The organism is Enterobacter sp. BRE11, assembly GCF_031844285.1.
Lineage (GTDB): Bacteria > Pseudomonadota > Gammaproteobacteria > Enterobacterales > Enterobacteriaceae > Pantoea.
This window is the reverse complement of the sequence record NZ_JAUZUX010000013.1, coordinates 33,720-49,826: the sequence shown is the minus strand read 5'-3', so window position 1 is coordinate 49,826 and position 16,107 is coordinate 33,720. Positions and strand designations below refer to the sequence as shown.

The following is a 16,107-nucleotide window of genomic DNA, read 5'->3' as shown; positions in this document are numbered from 1 at the left end:
AACAGTGCGTATCAGAAAAATGATAAGGAGACGCGAGATGCACATACTGATGACCGGCGGCACCGGGCTGATCGGCCGCCATCTTATTCCTCGCCTGCTGACGCTGGGGCACCAGGTCAGCGTGGTCACGCGCGATGTCGCCGCCGCGCGTGAGAAGCTCGACGCGCGCGTCGCGCTCTGGTCAGGCCTGGCGCAGCAGCAAAACCTCGACGGAGTGGACGCGGTAATTAATCTTGCTGGCGAGCCTATCGCCGACAAGCGCTGGACCGAACAGCAGAAGCAGCGGCTGTGCGAAAGCCGCTGGCAAATCACCGAGCATATTGCCTCACTGATCAATGCCAGCCAGACACCGCCGCGCGTGCTGATCTCCGGGTCGGCGACCGGCTACTATGGCGATACCGGCGAGCTGGTGCTGACGGAGGAGGACCAGGGTCAGGAGGAGTTCACCCACAGCCTCTGCGCACGCTGGGAGCAGCTGGCGCTGAACGCCCAGAGCGATCGCACCCGCGTCTGCCTGCTGCGCACCGGCGTGGTGCTGGCCAGCGAAGGCGGCGCGTTGGGCAAAATGAAGCTGCCCTTCAAGCTCGGCGTCGGCGGCCCTGTCGGCAGCGGCAAACAGTATCTGCCGTGGATCCATATCGATGATATGGTCAACGCCATTCTCTGGCTGCTGGATCGCGACGACCTGAGCGGCCCGTTTAATATGGTGGCGCCCTACGCGGTGCGCAACGAGCAGTTCGCCGCCACGCTCGGCCATGTGATGCATCGCCCGGCCTTTATGCGCACGCCCGCCAGCGCCATCAAAATGATGATGGGCGAATCGGCGGTGCTGGTGCTGGGCGGGCAGCATGTACTGCCGAAGCGGCTCGAGGCCTCCGGCTTCGGCTTTCGCTGGTACGATCTGCAGGAGGCGCTGCAGGATGTAGTCGGGAAATCTGCAGGCAAAGGCGCGGCGTAGCGTCGGACTGCTTACCGCCTTCTCCATGCGACGGAGAAGGCGGCCTTTATTTCAGCGATCCCTTCAAAAACTGCTGCAGGCGCGGGCTTTTCGGATTGCCGAACAGCACCTCCGGCGGCCCCTCCTCTTCAATCTTGCCCTGATGCAGGAAGATCACGTGGCTGGAGACGTGGCGCGCGAACTCCATCTCGTGGGTCACCACCACCATGGTTTTGCCCTCTTCCGCCAGCTTCTGCATGATGCGCAGCACTTCGCCCACCAGCTCGGGATCGAGCGCCGAGGTCGGTTCGTCAAACAGCAGCACCTCCGGCTCCATCGCCAGCGCGCGCGCAATTGAGACGCGCTGCTGCTGACCGCCCGACAGGTGCACCGGATATTTCGCCTGCGCGCGCTCGTCGATGCCAACCTTATTGAGATAGTTGACGGCGCGGGCGCGGGCGTCCGCTTTGCTCAGTCCCAGCACCTGAATCGGCGCCTCCATCACGTTCTCCAGCACCGTCATGTGGCTCCACAGATTAAAGTGCTGAAACACCATGGTGAGGCGGGTGCGCAGCGAACGCAGCTGCTCCTTGTTAGCCACCTTGAGCTGACCGTCGGCGTCGCGTACCAGGCTGATCGGCTCGTTGGTCACGGAAATGGTGCCTTCGCTCGGCTTCTCCAGAAAGTTAATGCAGCGCAGGAAGGTACTTTTGCCGGATCCTGACGATCCGATGATGCTGATCACATCGCCCGCATCGGCCTGTAAAGAGACCCCTTTTAATACTTCATGGTCACCGTAACGCTTATGCAGTTCGGTCACGCTTAATTTGTTATCAGCCATAGTTCTACTCAATGCGATGACGAAGGTTTGATATGTGCGAGGAAGCGACGCTCCGCCAGACGGAACAGGCTAATCAGCACATAAGAGATAATCAGGTAGAGCACCGCCGCGATACCAAAGGCGGTAAAGGGCTGATAGGTCGCCGAGTTAATATCGCGCGCGATCTTCAGCAGGTCCGGCACCGTCGCGGTAAAGGCGAGCGCCGTCGAGTGCAGCATCAGGATCACCTCGTTGCTGTAGGCGGGCAGCGCGGTACGCAGCGCGGACGGCAGGATAATGCAGCGGTAGAGCTTAAAGGTAGAGAAGCCGTAGGCGCGCGCCGCCTCGATTTCGCCGTGCGGCACGGCGCGGATCGCCCCGGCGAAGATCTCTGTGGTGTAGGCGCAGGTATTAAGGGTAAAGGCCAGCAGCGTACAGTTCAGCCCGCTGCGGAAAAAGGCGTTAAGCAGCTCCGAGCCTTTGACCACCTCTAGCGTGTACATGCCGGAATAGAACACCAGCAGCTGCACATAGAGCGGCGTGCCGCGAAACACATAGGTAAACAGCCAGACCGGCGTGCTGATAAAACGGTTCGGCGAGACGCGCGCAATGGCCAGCAGCACCGCCAGGCAGCCGCCGATCACCACCGACAGGATCAGCAGCCACAGCGTAATGGCGACGCCGGTAAAGCGATAGCCGTCGGTCCAGAGCAGGGATTTCCAGTACTCCTGAATAATATCGATCATAACTCCGCCCTTTTTACGCCGACCGAGTAGCGGCGATTCAGCCACCACAGCACGCCGTTCGACAGCGTGGTAAAGATTAAATAGATCGCGCCGGCGACGATGGCGAAGTAGAACGGCTGCCAGGTGCTTTTACCCGCCAGCTGCGTCGCTTTCACCACATCCTCCAGCCCCAGCAGCGACACCAGCGCCGTGGCTTTCAGGATCACCTGCCAGTTATTGCCGATACCGGGCAGCGCGTAGCGCATCATGCCGGGAAACAGAATGCGGCGAAAAACCTGCGAGCCGGTAAAGCCGAAGGCGGTAGCCGCTTCGATCTGCCCTTTCGGCACGGCGAGAAACGCGCCGCGAAAGGTTTCGGTGAAGTAGGCGCCGTAGATAAAGCCGAGCGTAATGATACCGGCTACCATCGGGTCGATATCGAACTGGGCGAGGCCCATCGCGTCGGTCAGGGCGTTAAGGGCGATCTGCAGGCCGTAAAAAATCAGCAGCATCAGCACCAGGTCGGGCACGCCGCGGATCAGCGTGGTATAGCCTTCAAACAGCATCGCCAGCGGGCGACTGCGGGAGAGTTTTGCGCCCGCGCCGATCAGGCCGAGCACAACAGCCAGCACCACCGAGCTGAGCGCCAGCTCCAGCGTCACCAGGGTGCCTTTGAGAATAACCTCGGAATAGCCGTACAACATGTAATCGATCCTGTCGTGGAGAAAACATTAATGTCCTGCCCGCGGGCGCACCAGCGGGCAGTCCTGACCAGATTGCGCGTTGTGCCATGCGGCTCAACGCAGAAGGATCAGGTAAAGGTCGACAGGGTTAGTCACCGTACACATTAAAATCAAAATACTTTTTCGCGATCTTGTCGTAAGTACCGTCTTTGCGCATCGCCTCGAACGCTTTGTCGATCGCCGCCTTCAGCTCGCTATCGTCTTTACGCAGTCCCATGCCGGTGCCGACGCCAAAAATCTTGTCGTCTTTCACCGCCGGACCGGCGAAGGCGTAGTTCTTGCCTACCGGCTGCTTGAGGAAGCCTTCGCTCGCCTGCACTTCATCCTGAAACGCCGCGTCGATACGGCCCGCGTTCAGATCCTGATAAACCAGATCCTGGTTTGCGTAAGGCGTCACGTTGACACCTTTGGGGCGCCAGTTCTGGTTAGCGTAGGTTTCCTGCGTAGTGCCCTGCAGCAGGCCGATGTTTTTACCCTTCAGCGACTCAATGGTCGGCTGGATCTTTGATCCTTTCGGCGCCACCAGGCGAGCGTTGGCCGCGTAGAGTTTGTCGGAGAAGGCGATCTCTTCCTGACGCTTGGCAGTAATGGAGAGCGAGGAGATGATGGCGTCGATCTTCTTCGCTTTCAGCGACGGGATCAGCGCGTCGAAATCGCTTTCGACATAGGTGCACTTCGTATTAATGCGTTTACAGATTTCGTTGGCGAGATCGATATCGAAGCCAACGAGCTCTCCTTGCGCGTTTTTCGATTCAAACGGCGGGTAAGTCGGGTCAGTCCCAATGCGAATCGACGACGGCACCGCGGCGAAAACGCTGGCGGCGCTGGTCAGGCCCAGCATGAGAGAAAGAGCCAGAACTCGCTTTTTCATAGATTACCCTCAGTGAAGTGCTTTTTGTTATGGGTGCGTGATGTGTTTGCGCTTGTTAAGCCACATATTTCTTGCATATTTCATGCCAGCAATGCAAGCCATTCGCGCACCCGGCGGCGCGCCAGCAAGGCATTGCCGCCGGGTTTGTGAGGGGAATATATCAGTGATGTCAGAGAGAAAAAGCGACCTTGTTAACTTTTGGTGCACCAAATGCACGAAGAGTGATCGCCCGCGCGCATTTGCACTTTAAAAGTGCAAAATATGACGGTTATGCACCGTTCCAGCGCGTAAAAAGATCCTGCGGCAGCGAAATGTCGAACTGATCGACGACGCGATTAACCGTCTGATCCACCAGTTCCATAATCGACTGCGGGCGATGATAAAACGCCGGCACCGGCGGCATAATCACCGCGCCCAGCTCAGCGGCGGTGGTCATCATACGCAGATGACCAATATGCAGCGGCGTTTCACGCACGCCCAGCACCAGCTTGCGCTGCTCTTTTAGCACCACGTCGGCGGCGCGCGTCAGCAGGCTGTCGCTGTAGCTGTGCACGATGCCGGAAAGGGTTTTCATCGAGCAGGGCAGGATTGCCATGCCCAGGGTCTTGAACGATCCCGACGAGATGCTGGCGGCGATATCGCGCACGTCGTGCACCACATCGGCCAGCGCCTGCACTTCGCGCAGCGTGTAGTCGGTTTCCAGGCTCAGCGTCTGCCGTGCCGCCGGACTCATCACCAGATGGGTTTCCACCTCGCTGACCAGTTGCAGCACCTGCAGCAGCCGCACGCCGTAGATCGCGCCGCTTGCGCCAGAGATGCCAATGATGAGTCGTTTCATGCGTATTCCTTGCGGGTTCAGAGAGGCGCTATGATAGCGCGGGCCAGAACAGGAAAACAGACGGGGCGGATTTCTCCGCCCCGTGCTTTTCCTGTTATCGCTGAGAACGCGCTTAGCCTTCGTTATGCAGCTCGAGGTTCTCGACTTCGTTCTGGCGCTGCAGCGCTTTGGCGTCGTCGTTGCGCAGCGACTGGAGATACTCCAGGTACTGCTGATCGACATCTTTGGTGACGTAGACGCCGTTGAACACCGAGCATTCAAACTGGGCGATATCGGGGTTCTCTTCGCGCACCGCTTCGATCAGGTCATCCAGATCCTGGAAGATCAGCGCGTCAGCTTTGATCAGCTGACAGATCTCATCGACTTCACGGCCGTGCGCGATCAGCTCAGTGGCGCTCGGCATATCGATGCCGTAAACGTTCGGGAAGCGAATTTCCGGCGCGGCGGACGCCAGGTAAACGCGTTTCGCGCCCGCTTCGCGCGCCATCTCGATAATCTGCTCGGAGGTGGTGCCGCGCACGATAGAGTCATCCACCAGCAGCACGTTCTTGTCGCGGAACTCAGCGCGGTTGGCGTTGAGCTTGCGGCGAACGGCGCTGCGGCGCAGCTGCTGGCCCGGCATGATAAAGGTGCGGCCGACGTAGCGGTTTTTCACAAACCCCTGACGATATGGCTTGTCGAGAATGCGCGCGATCTCCAGCGCGATATCGGTAGAGGTTTCCGGAATCGGGATCACCACGTCGATATCGAGATCTTCCCACTCGCGAGCGATTTTCTCGCCCAGCTTGGTGCCCATGCGCACGCGCGCGCTGTAGACGGAGATTTTGTCGAGGAACGAATCGGGACGCGCAAAGTAGACGTACTCGAACAGGCACGGGTTACTTTTCGGGTTTTCGGCGCACTGGCGCGTAAAGAGCTGGCCCTGCTCGGTGATATAGACGCCTTCGCCCGGCGCGACGTCGCGCAGGAACTCAAAGCCCAGCGTATCAAGCGCCACGCTCTCGGAGGCCACCATATACTCGACGCGGCTGTCAGGCAGCACGCGCTTACCCAGCACCAGCGGACGAATGCCGTTGGGATCGCGGAAGGCGACCATGCCGTGGCCGATGATCATGGCGACAACGGCGTAAGCGCCGCGCACCTGCTGATGCACCGCCGCCACCGCAGCGAAAATGTTGTCCGACTCCAGCGGGTCGTTCTGAAAACGGTCCAGCTCCTGCGCGAAGATATTCAGCAGGATTTCAGAGTCTGAGGTGGTGTTGACGTGACGGCGGCCCTTTTCAAACAGGTGCTTGCGCAGGTCGTGCGCGTTAGTCAGGTTGCCGTTATGGGCCAGCGTAATACCGTACGGCGAGTTAACGTAGAACGGCTGCGCTTCAGAGGCGCTGGAGCTGCCTGCGGTTGGGTAGCGAACGTGGCCGATCCCCATATTGCCCTGCAGACGCTGCATGTGGCGAGCTTCAAAGACATCGCTGACGAGGCCGTTCGCCTTACGCAGACGGAAGCACTTCAGCGCATCGATAGTACAAATGCCTGCGGCGTCCTGCCCGCGGTGCTGCAGCACCGTTAACGCATCATAGATCGACTGGTTGACCGGCATAAACCCGGTGATACCAACAATACCGCACATGTTGTCATTTCCTCATTAGCCGCACTCCCGGTGGCGTCACCGGGGCAAAAAACTCGACGTGCTTTTCAGGTAGTCAAAAAACCATCTGATTATATAACTGAACTGGGGAATGAGCTGGGACTGCTGCCAGTCCGGACTTTTGGAAAAGCCGGTGAATGTGTCGAGGAAGAAAAGGATCGCGCTAACGATCAGCACGCCGCGTAACGCCCCGAAACAGATCCCCAACACCCTGTCGGTTCCCGACAGGCCGGTCTTTTCAACCAGCGAGCCGATCACATAGTTGACTATCGCGCCGACAATCAGCGTCGCGACGAACAGCACCGCGATGGCGATGCCGTTACGCACCAGTTCGTCGTCAAAACCTGTAAACCAGACTGCAAGGTAGGCGTAGTAATGACTGGCGACAAAAAACGCGCATCCCCAGGTAACGAGAGATAAGGCTTCGCGGACAAACCCTCGAATCAGGCTGACCAGAGCCGAAAAACCAACTACCGCAATAATGACGTAATCAATCCAGATCATGAACTCTTCCAGCGCCAGTGCGTTTGCACCCCTGCATCCAGTTCGGGGCGCATTCTAACAGAAAAAGAAAACGTTTGCGTAGCGCTTTTCCTTTTCACCTTCCATAAAAAGGGCGATGAAAAAAACTTTCCTCGCCCTCTGAAGATTCAACCCTTCAAGCCGTTGAATCAAAACTAATTATCATGCGCAGCGCAGCTTTAACCCTGCGTGCGGCGCCGCCTGTTTATGCCATAGGCGGCGCCAATTGATGCCTCAGCGCGCGCTGTAGGGCTTCACCACGCCGCCGAGGCCGGAGACGCTTTGCAGCTCGGAAAGGGAGCCCTGCAGTTTGGCTTTCGAGGCGTCCGGACCGACATAGATACGGGTGATTTGGCCCTGCACCGGCGTCGACGGCACGGTAAAGGCGCGGTAGCCCGACAGACGCAGCTTCGCCACAATTTCGCTGACCTTCGCCGCATTTTTCAGCGCGCCGAGCTGCACCACGTAAGCCTGACCGGCAGGCGCGCTCTGCTCGGCGGCCTTCGGCGTTTCCACCGGCTTCGCGGGTTCGCTCTGCTTCGTTTCCACCGGCTTCGACTCAGCCGTTTTCGGCTGCTCGACCGGTTTCGCCTGCGCTTTTGGCTGCTCGACCGGTCTCGCTTTCGGCGTTTCCGCCGGCCGGGTTTTCGGCTGCTCAACCTGACGCGGTTTCGCCGGCGTATTCTGATGCACCGGCGGCGGCGTCACTACGCTGGGCTCGCTTTCGCGCTGCGGCGTGGCGTTGCCCTGCTCGGCAACCGGGTTGTTGACGGCGCTGCCGCCGCTGCTTACCGCGCTGCCCGCGCCCTGCGGCGGCTGCGCCGGTAGCGGCTGGGTTACCGGCGGCACCATCTCGCTATCCTGCTGATCGTCCGGCTTCGGCACCAGCGGGATCGCTGCGAACTCCTCTTTGTAGTGCTTCTTTTTGCCGTCCAGCAGGCCCGGCAGCACAATCACGCCGACCGCCACCAGAATAATGGTGCCGACCAGGCGGTTCTGAAACTTACTTGCCACGACCTTTCTCCGTCTCTGTCGATTCCATGACCTGCGCCACGGTATGGAAAGATCCACATACCAGCACGATCTCCTGCGCCTCGGCCTGGCCGCGCGCCGCCTGCCAGGCGCTCTCCACGTCGGCAAAGGCGGTGGCCGCGTCGCGAGGCAGATGCGCCATCAGCTCATCTGCAGTGGCACCGCGCGGACCGTCAAGCGGCGCGCAGTACCAGCGATCGATCTGCGGCGCCAGCGCCGCCAGCGTGCCGGCAATATCTTTGTCATGCAGCATCCCTACCACCGCATGCACCCGGCCGCGTTTCGGCAGCTGCGCCAGGCGCGACGCCAGATAGCTCGCCGCATGCGGATTATGCGCTACGTCGAGGATCACGCGCGGCGATTCGCTTACCGTCTGAAAACGGCCAGGCAGGATCGCCAGCGGCAGGGTATGGCGGATAATCGCTTCGCTGACCTTCAGGCCGGAGGCACGCAGCGCCGCCAGCGCCGTAGCCGCATTGGGCAGCGGCACCTGCGGCAGCGGCAGATCGTTCAGCTCGCCCTGCGCGTCGCGGTAGGCCCAGCTTTCCGGCTGCTGGCTGTAGCGCCAGTCGTGGTCGCGCCGCAACAGCAATGCGCCCTTCTCCGCCGCGACGGCGGCGATGCTGGCGGGCATATCTGGCTCACCGACCACCGCAGGCTTGCCGCCGCGAAACACGCCCGCTTTCTCGCGGCCGATGCTCTCACGGTCGGGGCCGAGCCAGTCGGTATGATCCAGCGCGATGCTGGTCACCACTGCCACGTCAGCGTCGACAATATTGGTAGCGTCCAGGCGGCCACCCAGCCCGACTTCAAGGATCGCCACATCGAGCTGCGCCTGTTGAAACAGGTTCAGCGCGGAGAGCGTGCCGAATTCAAAATAGGTCAGGGAGACGTCGCCGCGTCCCGCTTCGATTTTGGCAAAGCTGGCGGTATGCAGCGCTTCGTCAAGCTCTTCGCCCTGCACGCGCACGCGTTCGGTATAGCGCACCAGATGCGGCGAGCTGTAGACGCCGACGCGGTAGCCCGCCGCCATCAGCAGCGTTTCCAGCGTACGGCAGGTGGTGCCTTTGCCGTTGGTGCCGGCGACGGTGAAGACGAAGGGTGCGGGTTTTAACAGGTCGAGGCGCTGCGCGACGCAGCGAATGCGATCCAGGCCCAGCTCGATGGTCTGCGTGTGCAGATGCTCAAGATAGTAAAGCCACGTGGCCAAAGGCGACGTGGCTTGAGGAAGGTGAAGAGTGTCCATATGTCCCGTTTAACAGATTTTGACCCGGTTCAGCCGGTTCGACGGTGCATTGGTGAAAGGCGCGGCGCGCGCGCCTCTCTCTCCTGTCAGGCCTCGTTGCTTTCCGGCGCTTCCGCAGGCGCGGTCAGTTCGCCATCGTGCAGCGGCGCGGGAAGATTCATCATCTTCGCCAGCAGGCTCGCCAGTTTATAACGCATTTCCGGGCGGCGAATGATCATATCGATCGCGCCCTTCTCAATCAGGAACTCGCTGCGCTGGAAGCCCGGCGGCAGTTTTTCACGTACGGTCTGCTCGATAACGCGCGGACCGGCGAAGCCGATAAGCGCCTTCGGCTCAGCGACGTTAAGGTCGCCCAGCATCGCGAAGCTGGCGGAAACGCCGCCCATGGTCGGGTCGGTCAGCACCGAAATATAGGGCAGACCACGCTCCTGCATTTTGGCCAGCGCGGCGCTGGTTTTCGCCATCTGCATCAGCGACATCAGCGCTTCCTGCATACGTGCGCCGCCGCTGGCGGAGAAGCAGATCAGCGGACAATTGTCTTCCAGCGCCTGCTCGACCGCACGCACGAAGCGCGCACCGACCACCGAACCCATTGAGCCGCCCATAAAGGCGAACTCGAATGCGGCGGCCACAACCGGCATGCCATGCAGCTGACCTTTCATGACGACCAGCGCGTCTTTCTCTTCTGTCTCTTTCTGCGCAGCGGCAAGGCGATCCTTATACTTCTTGGAGTCGCGGAATTTCAGGATATCCTTCGGCTCCAGCTCGCTGCCCAGCTCGGTCTGCGTGCCCTGGTCGAGCAGGCTGTTGAGGCGCTCGCGGGCGTGCATGCGCATGTGATGGTCGCACTTCGGGCAGACCTCAAGATTACGCTCCAGCTCGGCGCGGTACAGAACCTGACCGCAGCTGTCGCACTTGGTCCAGACCCCTTCCGGGATGCTGGCACGGCGTGCAGGCGTAACGTTGCTTTTATTAAGAATGCGTTCAATCCAGCTCATTGAAGACCTTTTTGTTTAAAACTGACCTGGTCCAGTCATCTTATTTGCCGCTGAAAACCGCTTCAGCAGACATGAAATGTCGCTCATTAAACCACAACCCATTCCGACTGTGGATAAAAATCTGGTCTAACCGCGGCGCGACCGAACCTGTTACGGCTGTTTGCTCTGTTTTGCCTGGCGGCGGTGACGCCACACTTCGATCACGCCGGGCAGCACCGACACCACAATAATCCCCACGATCAGCAGCTTAAGGTTCTCCTGCACCACCGGCAGGTCGCCAAACAGATAGCCTGCGTAGGAGAACAGCAGCACCCACGCCAGCGCGCCAGCGACGTTAAACAGGGCGAAATGGCGATAGGACATATGCCCCATGCCGGCGACGAAAGGCGCAAAGGTGCGCACAATCGGCACGAAACGCGCCAGGATAATGGTTTTGCCGCCGTGGCGATCGTAAAACGCATGGGTTTTATCGAGATAGCTGCGGCGGAAGATGCGCGAGTTCGGGTTGCTGAACAGGCGCTCGCCGAACAGACGCCCGATGGTGTAGTTCACCGCGTCGCCCAGCACGGCGGCCACCACCAGCAGCGCCGCCATCAGGTGGACATTGAGATCGTTGCCCGGCAGCGCCGCCAGCGCGCCCGCCACAAACAGCAGCGAGTCGCCCGGCAGGAAAGGCGTGACCACCAGCCCGGTTTCGCAAAACAGGATCAGGAACAGAATGGCGTAAATCCAGATGCCGTACTGCGCAACCAGCTCGGCCAGATGCACATCAATATGCAGAATAAAATCAACCAAAAAATGGACGAACTCCATAACGCCTCTCTGAAATGACCTGCTTAATTAATCCACCAGGAACAACGGCCCCATTGGCGGTTCGGGTAACGCAAAATGCGACGGATAATCCACCGCCACTAAATAGAGTCCTTCCGCTCTCGCCGTCGCCGCCGCCAGGGTGCGATCTTTCGCCGCCAGCAGCGTCGCCATCCACTCCTCCGGCTGGTTGCCGCAGCCGATCTCCATCAGGCTACCGACGATATTGCGCACCATGTGATGCACAAAGGCGTTGGCCTTGATATCGACGATAACGAACGCCCCCTGGCGCGTGACCTTCAGGTGCATCAGGTTGCGCCACGGCGTGCGCGACTGGCACTGCACGGCGCGGAACGAGGTAAAGTCGTTTTCGCCCAGCAGGCACTGCCCGGCGCGGTGCATCTTCTCAGCATCCAGCGGATGATAAAAATGGGTGACGCCGCGTCCCAGGATCGCCGGACGCAGCCGCTGGTTGTAGATCAGGTAGCGGTAGCGCCGCGCCGTCGCGCTGAAGCGCGCGTGGAAGTCGTCCGGCACCGCTTTTACCCAGCGCACGGCGATATCTTCCGGCAGGTTGGCGTTAACGCCCAGCGTCCAGGCGCCGTCGGCGCGCGATGACGTGGTTTCAAAGTGCACCACCTGACCGGTGCCGTGCACGCCAGCGTCGGTACGGCCCGCGCAGAACACGCTTACCTCATGGTTCGCCACCTTCGACAGCGCCTTTTCCAGCTTCTCCTGCACGCTGCGCACTTCCTGCTGGCGCTGCCAGCCGTAGTAGCGGCTGCCGTCATACTCGACGCCCAGCGCCAGCTTATAGGTCTGACCTTCCGACATTACCAGAGGTACTCCTGCACCAGCTTCTCAGCCGTTTTCACCGCCATCAGCGCGCCGCCGAAGCGAATGTTGTCCGCCACCGACCAGAACTGCAGCAGCTCGGGAATGCCGTAGTCGTTACGCACGCAGCCGATGCTGAGCTGTTCGTTGCCAGAAGCGTCGCCCACCTGCGTCGGATAGCTCTCCTCGTCGCTCAGGTTGATATCGGCCACCTGCGCCAGCTCGGCGCGCGCCTCGTCCGCCGACAGCGGACGCAGGCTCTCCAGGTGCACGATCTGCGCGTTGCCGTAAAACACCGGCGCCTGCACGCTGGTGACCGCTATCGGCAGCCCGTCGTCCTGCAGCACCTTACGCACCTGCTCAACCAGGCGACGTTCGCTGGCGACGCTGCCCTCCGCGTCGGCCTGCTGCGGCAGCAGGTTAAACGCCAGCTGACGGCCAAAAAAGTGCTCTTCCGCCGGCACGCCGTTAAGCAGTCGCGCGCTCTCGCCCGCCAGGCCGTCGACCGCGCTTTTGCCGTGGCTGGAGACGGAGAGCAGGTTAGTGACCTGCAAACGGCCCAGGCCCGCCGCGTCAACCAGCGGCTTGATGGCGCTGAGCAGCTGACTGGTCAGGCTGTCGGCGACGCTCACCAGGTTACGGTTGCGGTAGTCCGCCAGCACCTGCGGATTAACGTCCGGCACCACCAGCGGCACGTCCGGCGACAGCGCAAAGCAGTCGCTGCTGTCGATCACCAGGCAACCGGCGCTGGCGGCCTCGTCGGCATAGCGCGCCGAGGCGTCGCGTCCGGCGACGAAAAAGGCGAGCTGCGCCTGCGACCAGTCAAAACCGGCTGCGTTTTCGACGCGCAGCGAGCGCCCGTCGAAACGCAGCGTTTCGCCGGCGCTGTTTTCACTCGCCAGCAGATACAATTCACCAACCGGGAACTGGCGTTCCGCCAGCAGTTCCAGTACAGCGTTCCCTACTGCGCCTGTCGCGCCAAGTAGCGCAATATTCCAGCCGTCAGACATGTTGGTTTACTCCAGACAATGACATAAAAACAGAAGGCGGTGATATTCACCGCCCAGGTTTCGGAATTATCCCCCGCCGCGTCCGGCGCGGCGAGAAGATTAATTTAGCTGTTGTTGAGACGCGCGCAAAAACCGAGGGCGTTCAACAGGCTGGCGGTTTCTGCGTCGTTGCAGATCACCTCCAGCGATGACCACTCGCGGCGCTCCTGATAGGTTTTGCGCAGGCGGTCGAATTCGCCGGGTTTCGCCGCCACTTTACGCAGCGGTGCGTCGTCGCGGCGCACATCATACACCAGATGCGCCAGACGTTTCAGCGTTGGCTGATCGAGCGGGCCGTTGAGCGTGATGCTGCTGAATTCCGGCGCTGGCAGCAGCTCGCTGAGCGGCACCTGCTGCGGCTGGCCGAGGAAGTCGCACCAGGCTTCGAATACCTGGGTGGTGCCGCGCGCTTTCCCCTCCAGCGTATAGCCAGCGATATGGGCAGTGCCGATATCTATGCGATCCAGCAGGTCGAGCGACAGCGCCGGTTCCGGCTCCCAGACGTCGAGCACCACGCTGAGGTCGGCGCGCATCTTCAGCACCTCCAGCAGCGCGGCGTTATCCACCACCGGCCCGCGGCAGGCGTTGATCAGAATGGCGTTGGGCTTCAGCGCCATCAGCAGCGCCGCATCGGCGAGATGCCAGCTTTTATAGGGCCCCTCTTTGAACAGCGGCGTATGGAAGGTTAGGATATCCGCCTCCGCCACCAGCGCGTCGAGCGAACGGAAGTCGCCTGCGTCGCCGCGATCGGCGCGCGGCGGATCGCACAGCAGGGTTTTCACGCCCCAGGCTTCCAGCCGTTTTTGCAGCCGACCGCCGACGTTGCCGACGCCGACGATGCCGACGGTGCGGTCGCGCAGCGCAAAGCCGTCGCGCTCCGCCAGCAGCAGCAGCGCGGAGAAGACATACTCCACCACCGCGATAGCGTTGCAGCCCGGCGCGGCGGAGAAGGCGATGCCCGCCTGTTCCAGCCAGGCGTCGTCAATATGGTCGGTGCCCGCCGTGGCGGTGCCGACGAACTTCACCGGCTTGCCCGCCAGCAGCGCTTCATTGACCTGCGTCACCGAGCGCACCATCAGGCCGTCGGCATCATCCAGCTCCTGCTGCGGCAGCGGACGACCCGGCACCGCCAGCACCCTGCCGGTACGGCTGAACAGCTCGCGCGCATAGGGCATATTTTCATCGACAAGAATCTTCACCACGGCTTTCCTGCTGGTTGCGTTATTGAGATGCGTTATTGTGGCACAAACGCGCCGGTTAACCCAGGCGTGCGCGGTAGCGATCCGGCGTGGTGCCCGCCTGCTGCTGGAACATGACGATCAGCGCCGACGCCGAGCTATAGCCGAGATCGTGCGCAATCGCCTGCACGCTTTTGCCCTGCCCCAGCTGCGCGACGGCGTGCAGAAAACGCAGCCGCTGGCGCCACTCGCCGAAGGACATATGCAGCTCCTGACGGCAGCGGCGCGCCAGGGTGCGCTCCGTGGTAAAGACCCGCGCCGCCCACTCCGCCAGCGTGGTGTTGTCACCGGGATACGCCTCCAGCGCGTGCAGCACGGGCGCGAGAAACTTATCCTGCGAACCCGGCAAATAGCTCTCCTGCACCGGCGCCAGCCGCAGCCGATCGCGCAGCACCTCGCACAGCCGCCACTGCTCCGCGCTCTCAGGCTGTTCAAGGCCGAGGCGCGCAAATTCGTCCATAATCGCATGCACGATGGCGTCGACGTTCAGCAGGCACGCCTGCTGCGGCAGGCCGTCGCACAGCGCGGCGGCGAGATTAAAGGTGCGGAACTGCGCCTGCTGATGGTTGTAGCTGGCGTGCTGCTGTCGCGGCGGGATCCAGATGGGGATACTGGCGGGCGTCAGCAGCCGTTCACCCGCGACGTTCATCTCCAGCACGTGACGCGTCACAAAGATCACCTGCCCCCATTCATGGGCGTGCGGCAGATATTCGGTTTTCGCATTGGTTTGTTCATAGCGCATAAAGTAGCGAAGCCGCAGCGCATCTTCGGGCGGCTGGTATTTAACCTGTAAACTCATTCTGTCCGGTCAGCAACGTTTTTTGTCTGTTTTTAACTATCTCCCTAAAAGCGGTCAAAAGTAAACTGGTCGCCTACCTCTCCAGGAGAAGAGCATGAATTTACTTTTTCCACTGCTGGCGGTGCTGATCTGGTCGGTGAACACCATCGTCAGCAAGCTTTCCGCCGGCAGCATCGATCCCGCCGCCATCTCATTTTACCGCTGGCTGCTGGCGCTGGTGGTGCTCACGCCCTTTGCGCTGCCGGGCGTGTGGCGACATCGCCGTGCCATCCGCGCCAGCCTGGGACGCCTGCTGATACTCGGCCTGCTCGGCATGGTGCTCTACCAGAGCCTGGCCTACTACGCGGCGCACAGCGTTTCGGCGGTGATGATGGGCATTCTTGGCGCCACTATCCCGCTGCTCACCATTCTGCTGAGCCTGGTGCTGCTGCGGCTGGCGCCGACGCGCGGCATTCTCATCGGCGGCGTGCTGTCGTTCGTGGGGCTGGTGTGGCTAGTGAGCGCAGGCCACCCCGCCCAGCTGCTGCACCAGCGCCTCGGCAGCGGCGAGCTGATGATGCTGGCCGCCTCAACCTCCTACGCGCTCTACGGCGTGCTGACTAAACGCTGGGCAATCGCCCTGCCAACCTGGCAAAGCCTCTACGTGCAAATCTTTTTTGGCGTGCTGCTGCTGCTGCCGGGATTTCTGCACGCGCCCAGCGTCGCGCTCGACGCGCAGAATATCCCGCTGGTACTGTTTGCCGGGCTGTTCGCCTCGATTATCGCGCCCTTCTTGTGGATCCTCGGCGTGCAGCGTCTGGGCGCCAGCACCACCAGCATTTTTATGAATTTGGTTCCCGCCTTTACCGCCATCATCGCGGTGCTGTTTCTGCATGAACAGCTGCGCGCTTATCACTGGATCGGCGGCGCCATGACGCTGGTGGGCGTCATCCTCGCTCAGCGTCTGAAGACGCCGCTCAGGCGTCCTGAGGCGGAGCCGACGCCCGGCTGAATAAAC

At 61.1% G+C, this 16,107-nt stretch carries 17 protein-coding genes; 2 read left to right on the top strand and 15 right to left on the bottom strand.

What is annotated here, in order from left to right; genetic code table 11:
- Positions 1 to 37: 37 nt before the first annotated feature.
- The gene (locus tag Q9R34_RS15005) at positions 38 to 958 is read left to right on the top strand and encodes a TIGR01777 family oxidoreductase (RefSeq protein ID WP_485894721.1); all 921 of its coding nucleotides are present in this window, start codon (positions 38 to 40) and stop codon (positions 956 to 958) included.
- Between the two features lie 46 nt (positions 959 to 1,004).
- On the opposite strand, the gene hisP is transcribed toward Q9R34_RS15005, so the two are convergent.
- From hisP to Q9R34_RS14930, 15 genes are all read right to left on the bottom strand, one after another.
- A complete protein-coding gene (hisP, locus tag Q9R34_RS15000; RefSeq protein ID WP_485894719.1) occupies positions 1,005 to 1,778 on the bottom strand; it encodes a histidine ABC transporter ATP-binding protein HisP in 774 nt (257 codons plus the stop codon).
- A gap of 8 nt (positions 1,779 to 1,786) precedes the next feature.
- Positions 1,787 to 2,503 carry an ABC transporter permease gene (locus tag Q9R34_RS14995; protein WP_434122764.1) on the bottom strand — a complete coding sequence of 239 codons (717 nt, stop codon included), beginning with the start codon at positions 2,501 to 2,503 and terminating at the stop codon, positions 1,787 to 1,789.
- Entirely contained in the window at positions 2,500 to 3,186 is a 687-nt protein-coding gene (locus Q9R34_RS14990) for a histidine ABC transporter permease HisQ (RefSeq protein WP_033750538.1), read from the bottom strand. Before Q9R34_RS14990 ends, Q9R34_RS14995 begins: the two co-directional genes overlap by 4 nt.
- Positions 3,187 to 3,313: 127 nt before the next feature.
- Positions 3,314 to 4,096 (bottom strand): lysine/arginine/ornithine ABC transporter substrate-binding protein ArgT, encoded by a 783-nt coding sequence (gene argT, locus Q9R34_RS14985; RefSeq protein WP_434122763.1) that lies wholly within the window; start codon positions 4,094 to 4,096, stop codon positions 3,314 to 3,316.
- Between the two features lie 268 nt (positions 4,097 to 4,364).
- The gene (locus Q9R34_RS14980; RefSeq protein ID WP_485894716.1) at positions 4,365 to 4,934 is read right to left on the bottom strand and encodes a UbiX family flavin prenyltransferase; all 570 of its coding nucleotides are present in this window, start codon (positions 4,932 to 4,934) and stop codon (positions 4,365 to 4,367) included.
- A gap of 112 nt (positions 4,935 to 5,046) precedes the next feature.
- Positions 5,047 to 6,564, bottom strand: coding sequence for an amidophosphoribosyltransferase (gene purF, locus Q9R34_RS14975; RefSeq protein ID WP_434122761.1), 1,518 nt, complete (start codon positions 6,562 to 6,564; stop codon positions 5,047 to 5,049).
- 36 nt (positions 6,565 to 6,600) lie between these two features.
- Positions 6,601 to 7,086: a colicin V production protein gene (gene cvpA, locus Q9R34_RS14970; RefSeq protein WP_485894713.1), complete on the bottom strand. Its 486-nt coding sequence runs from the start codon at positions 7,084 to 7,086 to the stop codon at positions 6,601 to 6,603.
- A 252-nt stretch (positions 7,087 to 7,338) separates the two neighbouring features.
- Complete coding sequence (gene dedD, locus Q9R34_RS14965; RefSeq protein ID WP_485894711.1) at positions 7,339 to 8,118, bottom strand: cell division protein DedD; 780 nt, start codon at positions 8,116 to 8,118, stop codon at positions 7,339 to 7,341.
- Entirely contained in the window at positions 8,108 to 9,382 is a 1,275-nt protein-coding gene (folC, locus tag Q9R34_RS14960) for a bifunctional tetrahydrofolate synthase/dihydrofolate synthase (RefSeq protein ID WP_434122759.1), read from the bottom strand. Before folC ends, dedD begins: the two co-directional genes overlap by 11 nt.
- Before the next feature lie 86 nt (positions 9,383 to 9,468).
- Positions 9,469 to 10,380: an acetyl-CoA carboxylase, carboxyltransferase subunit beta gene (accD, locus tag Q9R34_RS14955; protein ID WP_485894709.1), complete on the bottom strand. Its 912-nt coding sequence runs from the start codon at positions 10,378 to 10,380 to the stop codon at positions 9,469 to 9,471.
- Positions 10,381 to 10,530: 150 nt separating this feature from the next.
- Positions 10,531 to 11,193: a DedA family protein gene (locus tag Q9R34_RS14950; protein ID WP_084882521.1), complete on the bottom strand. Its 663-nt coding sequence runs from the start codon at positions 11,191 to 11,193 to the stop codon at positions 10,531 to 10,533.
- 27 nt (positions 11,194 to 11,220) lie between these two features.
- The gene (truA, locus tag Q9R34_RS14945; RefSeq protein WP_434122757.1) at positions 11,221 to 12,024 is read right to left on the bottom strand and encodes a tRNA pseudouridine(38-40) synthase TruA; all 804 of its coding nucleotides are present in this window, start codon (positions 12,022 to 12,024) and stop codon (positions 11,221 to 11,223) included.
- Positions 12,024 to 13,034: an aspartate-semialdehyde dehydrogenase gene (locus Q9R34_RS14940; protein WP_485894707.1), complete on the bottom strand. Its 1,011-nt coding sequence runs from the start codon at positions 13,032 to 13,034 to the stop codon at positions 12,024 to 12,026. The genes truA and Q9R34_RS14940 overlap by 1 nt, the downstream gene beginning before the upstream one ends.
- 104 nt (positions 13,035 to 13,138) lie before the next feature.
- The gene (pdxB, locus tag Q9R34_RS14935) at positions 13,139 to 14,272 is read right to left on the bottom strand and encodes a 4-phosphoerythronate dehydrogenase PdxB (RefSeq protein ID WP_485894779.1); all 1,134 of its coding nucleotides are present in this window, start codon (positions 14,270 to 14,272) and stop codon (positions 13,139 to 13,141) included.
- Between the two features lie 58 nt (positions 14,273 to 14,330).
- The gene (locus Q9R34_RS14930) at positions 14,331 to 15,110 is read right to left on the bottom strand and encodes an AraC family transcriptional regulator (RefSeq protein WP_485894705.1); all 780 of its coding nucleotides are present in this window, start codon (positions 15,108 to 15,110) and stop codon (positions 14,331 to 14,333) included.
- Between the two features lie 94 nt (positions 15,111 to 15,204).
- On the opposite strand from Q9R34_RS14930, the gene Q9R34_RS14925 reads away from it, so the two are divergent.
- Entirely contained in the window at positions 15,205 to 16,101 is an 897-nt protein-coding gene (locus Q9R34_RS14925) for a DMT family transporter (RefSeq protein WP_485894703.1), read from the top strand.
- Positions 16,102 to 16,107 lie beyond the last annotated feature (6 nt).

Coding starts and splice junctions, on each gene's coding strand:
- purF (WP_434122761.1), bottom strand. CDS start 6,564: ATGTGCGGTATTGTTGGTATCACCGGGTTTATGCCGGTCAACCAGTCG.
- Q9R34_RS14940 (WP_485894707.1), bottom strand. CDS start 13,034: ATGTCTGACGGCTGGAATATTGCGCTACTTGGCGCGACAGGCGCAGTA.
- Q9R34_RS14950 (WP_084882521.1), bottom strand. CDS start 11,193: ATGGAGTTCGTCCATTTTTTGGTTGATTTTATTCTGCATATTGATGTG.
- cvpA (WP_485894713.1), bottom strand. CDS start 7,086: ATGATCTGGATTGATTACGTCATTATTGCGGTAGTTGGTTTTTCGGCT.
- argT (WP_434122763.1), bottom strand. CDS start 4,096: ATGAAAAAGCGAGTTCTGGCTCTTTCTCTCATGCTGGGCCTGACCAGC.
- accD (WP_485894709.1), bottom strand. CDS start 10,380: ATGAGCTGGATTGAACGCATTCTTAATAAAAGCAACGTTACGCCTGCA.
- truA (WP_434122757.1), bottom strand. CDS start 12,024: ATGTCGGAAGGTCAGACCTATAAGCTGGCGCTGGGCGTCGAGTATGAC.
- Q9R34_RS14925 (WP_485894703.1), top strand. CDS start 15,205: ATGAATTTACTTTTTCCACTGCTGGCGGTGCTGATCTGGTCGGTGAAC.
- Q9R34_RS14980 (WP_485894716.1), bottom strand. CDS start 4,934: ATGAAACGACTCATCATTGGCATCTCTGGCGCAAGCGGCGCGATCTAC.
- hisP (WP_485894719.1), bottom strand. CDS start 1,778: ATGGCTGATAACAAATTAAGCGTGACCGAACTGCATAAGCGTTACGGT.
- Q9R34_RS14995 (WP_434122764.1), bottom strand. CDS start 2,503: ATGATCGATATTATTCAGGAGTACTGGAAATCCCTGCTCTGGACCGAC.
- Q9R34_RS15005 (WP_485894721.1), top strand. CDS start 38: ATGCACATACTGATGACCGGCGGCACCGGGCTGATCGGCCGCCATCTT.
- Q9R34_RS14990 (WP_033750538.1), bottom strand. CDS start 3,186: ATGTTGTACGGCTATTCCGAGGTTATTCTCAAAGGCACCCTGGTGACG.
- folC (WP_434122759.1), bottom strand. CDS start 9,382: ATGGACACTCTTCACCTTCCTCAAGCCACGTCGCCTTTGGCCACGTGG.
- Q9R34_RS14930 (WP_485894705.1), bottom strand. CDS start 15,110: ATGAGTTTACAGGTTAAATACCAGCCGCCCGAAGATGCGCTGCGGCTT.